The sequence below is a fragment of the Enterobacter sp. 301B genome (genome assembly GCF_003850715.1).
Taxonomy (GTDB): domain Bacteria; phylum Pseudomonadota; class Gammaproteobacteria; order Enterobacterales; family Enterobacteriaceae; genus Enterobacter; species Enterobacter intestinihominis.
In genome coordinates this window covers 1-4,787 of sequence record NZ_PQTC01000018.1, presented here as the reverse complement: position 1 = coordinate 4,787, position 4,787 = coordinate 1, and the positions used below count along the sequence as shown (strand labels likewise).

General features: G+C 53.3%; 6 protein-coding genes and 1 tRNA gene. 4 read left to right on the top strand and 3 right to left on the bottom strand.

Going from position 1 to position 4,787, the window contains the following annotated elements; all coding sequences use genetic code 11:
• Positions 1 to 33 precede the first annotated feature (33 nt).
• A tRNA-Ser gene (locus tag C3451_RS18090) sits at positions 34 to 121 on the bottom strand.
• A 229-nt stretch (positions 122 to 350) separates the two neighbouring features.
• On the opposite strand from C3451_RS18090, the gene ghrA reads away from it, so the two are divergent.
• The 4 genes from ghrA to C3451_RS18070 all read left to right on the top strand — a co-directional run bounded on the left by ghrA (position 351) and on the right by C3451_RS18070 (position 3,264).
• Complete coding sequence (gene ghrA, locus C3451_RS18085; RefSeq protein WP_023305846.1) at positions 351 to 1,289, top strand: glyoxylate/hydroxypyruvate reductase GhrA; 939 nt, start codon at positions 351 to 353, stop codon at positions 1,287 to 1,289.
• A gap of 84 nt (positions 1,290 to 1,373) precedes the next feature.
• A complete protein-coding gene (locus C3451_RS18080; protein WP_045622599.1) occupies positions 1,374 to 2,111 on the top strand; it encodes a phosphatase in 738 nt (245 codons plus the stop codon).
• Between the two features lie 19 nt (positions 2,112 to 2,130).
• Positions 2,131 to 2,685, top strand: a complete 555-nt coding sequence (locus C3451_RS18075) for a molecular chaperone (RefSeq protein ID WP_022647698.1) — start codon at positions 2,131 to 2,133, stop codon at positions 2,683 to 2,685.
• Between the two features lie 96 nt (positions 2,686 to 2,781).
• Positions 2,782 to 3,264 carry a DUF1097 domain-containing protein gene (locus tag C3451_RS18070; protein ID WP_072200882.1) on the top strand — a complete coding sequence of 161 codons (483 nt, stop codon included), beginning with the start codon at positions 2,782 to 2,784 and terminating at the stop codon, positions 3,262 to 3,264.
• A 42-nt stretch (positions 3,265 to 3,306) separates the two neighbouring features.
• Here the strand turns inward: C3451_RS18070 and csgG are convergent, their stop codons facing one another.
• A complete protein-coding gene (gene csgG / locus C3451_RS18065) occupies positions 3,307 to 4,140 on the bottom strand; it encodes a curli production assembly/transport protein CsgG (protein WP_023299773.1) in 834 nt (277 codons plus the stop codon).
• A 26-nt stretch (positions 4,141 to 4,166) separates the two neighbouring features.
• A complete protein-coding gene (gene csgF, locus C3451_RS18060) occupies positions 4,167 to 4,583 on the bottom strand; it encodes a curli production assembly/transport protein CsgF (protein ID WP_003858054.1) in 417 nt (138 codons plus the stop codon).
• Positions 4,584 to 4,787 lie beyond the last annotated feature (204 nt).

The window sequence follows — 4,787 nt, the reverse complement described above, 5'->3', positions numbered from 1 at the left end:
GCCCGCATTTTCATGCGAGCTCTTCTTCAAATATGGCGGTGAGGGGGGGATTCGAACCCCCGATACGTTGCCGTATACACACTTTCCAGGCGTGCTCCTTCAGCCACTCGGACACCTCACCATATTGTCATCCCGTTGTTGTCGGGACGGGCGCTAATGTAAGGAAAAGCCGTACTGCCGTCAACCCACTTTTTCAGTAATTTAGCGTGTTTAGACAAACTTCAGGCAACCTGATTTCGAAATGTGCGAAAAGCGCCTCTTTTATCAGCAACGCGGTTTAGCGATAAATTTGTTATGCTGACAAGCCAGTTGAAAATGAAAATAAAACAGCGCACTAAAAGGCAATGACTATGGATATTATCTTCTATCACCCCACTTTTGATACGGCTTACTGGATTAAGGCGCTCACGGCGGCACTGCCTGGCGCACGCGTTCGCGAATGGAAACAGGGCGATAATGAACATGCCGACTACGCGCTGGTCTGGCATCCCCCGGTCGAAATGCTACAGGGACGCCGTTTGAAGGCGGTGTTTGCTCTTGGTGCGGGGGTGGATTCCATTCTCAGTAAGCTGAAGGCTCACCCTGAAATGCTGCCGGAAGATATTCCCCTGTTTCGTCTGGAAGATACCGGTATGGGGGAGCAGATGCAGGAATACGCCGTAAGCCAGGTGCTGCACTGGTTCCGCCGCTTCGACGATTATCAGGCGTTTAAACAGCACTCCCACTGGGAACCGCTCCCGGATTATCAGCGTGAAGATTTCACCATCGGCATCCTCGGGGCGGGTGTGCTGGGTTCGAAAGTCGCCGAAGCGCTCGCTCCGTGGGGCTTCCCACTGCGCTGCTGGAGCCGGAGCCGTAAGGATTATCCGGGCGTCGAGAGCTTTGCCGGATTGGACGAACTCCCGGCGTTCCTGAAAGGGACACGCGTTCTCATTAACCTGCTGCCGAATACGGCGGAAACGGTCGGCATTATCAATGGCACGCTCCTCAACCAGTTGGCAGAAGATAGCTACTTAATGAACCTGGCGCGCGGGGTACACGTTGTGGAAGACGATCTGCTGAAAGCGCTGGATAGCGGTAAACTGAAAGGCGCAATGCTGGATGTGTATAGCCGCGAACCGCTGCCGACAGACAGCCCGCTTTGGGCACATCCACGCGTGGCGATGACGCCCCATATTGCGGCCGTGACGCGACCGGCGGAGGCCGTGGCGTATATCTCGCATACCATCAGCGAAATAGAGAAGGGCAATGCGGTGACCGGACAGGTAGACAGACAGCGAGGCTACTGAGAGAAACCCGGCGTTCGCCGGGTTTTTGCTAATATTCGCCGCTGATAACTGCTATCCTTTGGAAAAACCGCAGAGGAGAGAAAGATGTATCCCGTTGACCTGCATATGCACACCGTCGCCAGTACCCACGCTTACAGTAACCTCCATGATTATATCGCTCAGGCGAAGCTGAAAGGCATCAAACTGTTTGCGATAACCGATCACGGTCCGGATATGGCGGATGCGCCGCACTACTGGCATTTTGTGAATATGCGTATCTGGCCACGTCTGGTTGACGGTATCGGGATACTGCGAGGCATCGAAGCGAACATCAAAAATACCGACGGTGAAATTGACTGCACCGGCCCGATGCTGACCTCGTTAGATCTGATCCTCGCCGGCTTCCACGAGCCGGTCTTTGCGCCCCAGGATAAAGAGACCAACACCGCGGCGATGATTGCCACCATTGCCAGCGGCAATGTGCACATTATCAGCCACCCGGGAAATCCGAAATACCCGATCGATATTCAGGCCGTGGCACTGGCCGCAGCGAAGCACCGCGTGGCGCTGGAGATCAACAACTCCTCGTTCGTGCATTCGCGTAAGGGCAGTGAGGCCAACTGTCGCGACGTTGCGGCGGCCGTGCGTGACGCGGGCGGAATGGTGGCGCTGGGCTCTGATTCACACACGGCCTTCACGCTGGGTGATTTCAGCGAGTGCCTGAAAATATTGCGGGACGTGAATTTCCCGGAAGAACAGATCCTGAACGTCACGCCGCGTCGTATGCTCGACTTCCTTGAGTCGCGCGGCATGGCGCCGATTGACGAATTTGCCGATCTTTAATTAATAACGGAATAAAAACATGAATGAGTTTTCCATCCTTTGCCGCGTGCTGGGCACCTTATATTACCGCCAGCCGCAGGATCCGCTGCTGGTTCCGCTGTTTACCCTGATTCGTGAAGGTAAACTGGCGCAGAGCTGGCCGCTGGAACAGGATGAGTTGCTGGAACGCTTGCAAAAAAGTTGCGATATGCAGCAGATTTCAACGGATTACAACGCGCTGTTCGTGGGGGAAGAGTGTCGCGTGTCGCCGTATCGTTCTGCCTGGCAGGAAGGTGCGACCGAAGCGGAAGTTCGGGCGTTTCTTTCAGAACGCGGCATGCCGCTGACGGATATGCCTGCCGATCATATCGGTACCCTGTTGCTGGCGGCCTCATGGATTGAAGATAAAGCAGGTGATGATGAGAATGAGGCGATTGAAACCCTGTTCGAAACGTATCTGCTGCCGTGGGTCGGAACCTTCCTGGGTAAAGTTGAAGCCCACGCCACCTCCCCGTTCTGGAGAACGCTGGCTCCGCTGACGCGTGACGCTATCGCTGCCATGTGGGATGAGCTGGAAGAAGAGAGTGAAGAGTGATTTAAATCACAAAAATTCTGCAACGATACATTTCAACTTGCACGTAACGTGCTTCTGATCTCATTTCTAGGGTGCGCATCTGCTAAGATGCGCACCATGAACATATTACTTTGTATTGCAATCACGACTGGCATCCTCTCCGGCCTCTGGGGTTGGGTGGCGGTATCTCTCGGTTTGTTGAGCTGGGCCGGTTTTCTTGGCTGCACGGCCTATTTCGCCTGTCCGCAGGGTGGTTTTAAAGGGCTCTTTATTTCAGGCAGCACGTTACTGAGTGGCGTGGTCTGGGCGCTGATCATTATGAAGGGCAGCGCGCTGGCGCCGCATGTGGAAATCCTGGGGTACGTCATGACCGGTATTGTGGCTTTCCTGATGTGCGTTCAGGCAAAACATCTGCTGTTGTCCTTTGTGCCCGGCACGTTCATGGGTGCCTGCGCGACCTTTGCAGGCCAGGGGGACTGGAAGCTGGTGGTCCCTTCGCTCATGCTGGGATTACTGTTTGGCTACGCTATGAAGAACAGCGGTCTCTGGCTTGCAGCCCGACGCGAGAAGAGCCAGAACGTTCCTGTGGTAGGTAAATAAAAAAAGGCGAGACGAAAATCTCGCCTTTTTATACGCCGCCAATCATGACTCCGGCGGAACCGACATCTCACGGTATTTCACCAGCACCGCATTACTCACGTCACTTTTATTCTGAAGATCCCACAAGCCGCGATCGATGCCGTCATTAATCAGGAAAATCACCCCGGTTTCGATGGCCGACATCAGACACAGCATAACCGGCTCGTTAGAGGTATAGCCAATTTCAGCCTCCAGCAAACGCTGGTAGTCGATAAAGCGGAATACCCCCGCCTGCACTTCATATGAGAGAATCGTTTTGCTGGTGGTCACGGAGGATAAAATTTCACCCGTGCTCACGTTAACCACGCGCAGGTTGACGGCAATCTGATCCAACTGATACTGCGTGTCGGCCCCGATACCAAAGTAACGGGCACCCGCGCCGCCCGATTTCACGTTACTTTCGTAGCCGATAATCGAGCCTTCCACCATGATATTGGCTGCGGTGAGAGACTGTAGCGGCATGCGGTTATTGACGCCAACGGTACCATTCTCCTGTGCAGCACGAATGATTTTTCGTTCGTTAAGCAGGTTTTGCAGCCCCTGGCGTTCCAGCGGGATAAACCAGCGCGAATCTTTCAGGGCGGTAACCAGCATCGCGGTGGCGCTCTGCGGTACGGCCGTGGAGAAGTTACTGGCCGGATACGGTTTGAACTGGCCCGTCTCATCCTGAATGTTATAGACCGAGACGAATATCTTCCCGGTAGGGCCGGGCAGATGCGTCAGATCCCGATAGCTCTGGGCACGGGGCATTAGGGTGGGTTTAGCGGCTTCTTTTGGCGGGGCAGTTAAACAACCGCTTAATAAGCACACTGCAACTAAAATAAAAAAGCGCTGCATGATAATTGTCCTTATTTCGGGGTTGTTTAGAAATCAGTTGAACTGGTCTGCAAACCGGAAACCTGGATTGTCGACGTCTTACCGGTTTTTCGGTCTGTCACATTTAACTGAAGCTGCCCGTCTTTATTGGCAATATCGACGATAAAGTCATTAGTGACCATCCGGCCGGGTTTTCCGGTATTAATGTTGGTTAATAAGCCACCTAATATTTGCGACTGGATGGCCTGAGTAAAATTATCCAGAGCTGACGGGGTCTCGATACCGAAATCATCGTCATAGCTGGGGTCTTTATAGGAATTTTGAGCCTGCGCCTGGTTAAGCATAAAGGCTCCGTTATTCGGGTTGCCGCCAAAATTAGGGTTGCGGAACTGGAATGTCATATTTCCGGCCCAACTCAACGGCGCAATGAGCATTAACGAAATCACTGTGTGTGCGAGACGCATTACAGCCTCCGAAATAGGTGTCGTTGCTAGAACTCATCTTTTGCTAAATCACCTGTGCTCAAAAGGGCTTTATCTAAGGAAGGTGCGAACAAGTTCCTGATATGAGATCATCATATTCATCCGGAGCGCATCCCAGAGGGACATCATGAGCCATCAACTCACCTTCGCCGATAGTGAATTCAGCACTAAGCGCCGTCAGACCCG

Excerpts from the sequence above, each read along its gene's own strand:
- ghrA (WP_023305846.1), top strand. The coding sequence starts at position 351 with ATGGATATTATCTTCTATCACCCCACTTTTGATACGGCTTACTGGATT.
- C3451_RS18080 (WP_045622599.1), top strand. The coding sequence starts at position 1,374 with ATGTATCCCGTTGACCTGCATATGCACACCGTCGCCAGTACCCACGCT.
- C3451_RS18075 (WP_022647698.1), top strand. The coding sequence starts at position 2,131 with ATGAATGAGTTTTCCATCCTTTGCCGCGTGCTGGGCACCTTATATTAC.
- C3451_RS18070 (WP_072200882.1), top strand. The coding sequence starts at position 2,782 with ATGAACATATTACTTTGTATTGCAATCACGACTGGCATCCTCTCCGGC.
- csgG (WP_023299773.1), bottom strand. The coding sequence starts at position 4,140 with ATGCAGCGCTTTTTTATTTTAGTTGCAGTGTGCTTATTAAGCGGTTGT.
- csgF (WP_003858054.1), bottom strand. The coding sequence starts at position 4,583 with ATGCGTCTCGCACACACAGTGATTTCGTTAATGCTCATTGCGCCGTTG.